This window comes from Pseudoalteromonas sp. HM-SA03, from assembly GCF_002289345.1.
Lineage (GTDB): Bacteria > Pseudomonadota > Gammaproteobacteria > Enterobacterales > Alteromonadaceae > Pseudoalteromonas.
In genome coordinates this window covers 1-464 of sequence record NZ_NSDG01000006.1, presented here as the reverse complement: position 1 = coordinate 464, position 464 = coordinate 1, and the positions used below count along the sequence as shown (strand labels likewise).

1 pseudogene is annotated in these 464 nt (G+C 45.7%); it reads left to right on the top strand.

Annotated elements, in window-relative coordinates:
• Positions 1–45: 45 nt before the first annotated feature.
• A pseudogene (locus tag CKO50_RS24335) lies at positions 46–464 on the top strand (type IV secretion protein Rhs); the annotation flags it as partial.

Genomic DNA, 464 nt, shown 5'->3' with positions numbered 1-464 from the left:
TAACTCCTTACCACTAAAAACACTTACTTATTAATTGAAAATGCGATGATGATTAACTTTGAACTCATCGCCAATCAAATTGACGCCAGCGCCAAACAAGATTTGACCCTTAAGGCGGGTCGCAGCCATCGCAGTGTTATCCAAAGCGATATAAACCTCAAGGCAGACAACAACCTTACCATTACCGCTCCCGCGGGAAGTCAACTCATTCAAAGCCAAGGTAATATCACGATTAAAGGCAGTGGCTCTGGCAACCTCACCCTTGCCAATGGTGGCAGTGAAATCAGCATTGACTCAAGTGGTAACGTCAACATCTTTGCAGACAAGTTACTGACCTTAAAAGGCAAAGCCATGACCGTGTTTGACGGTAGCATGGAGCAAGATATTGGCGGAAAACAAAGCGCCACGATGCCGAGTGTACCGCAAATAGCGCAGATAGCAGCAAATCAACGCTTGTCGTTAAC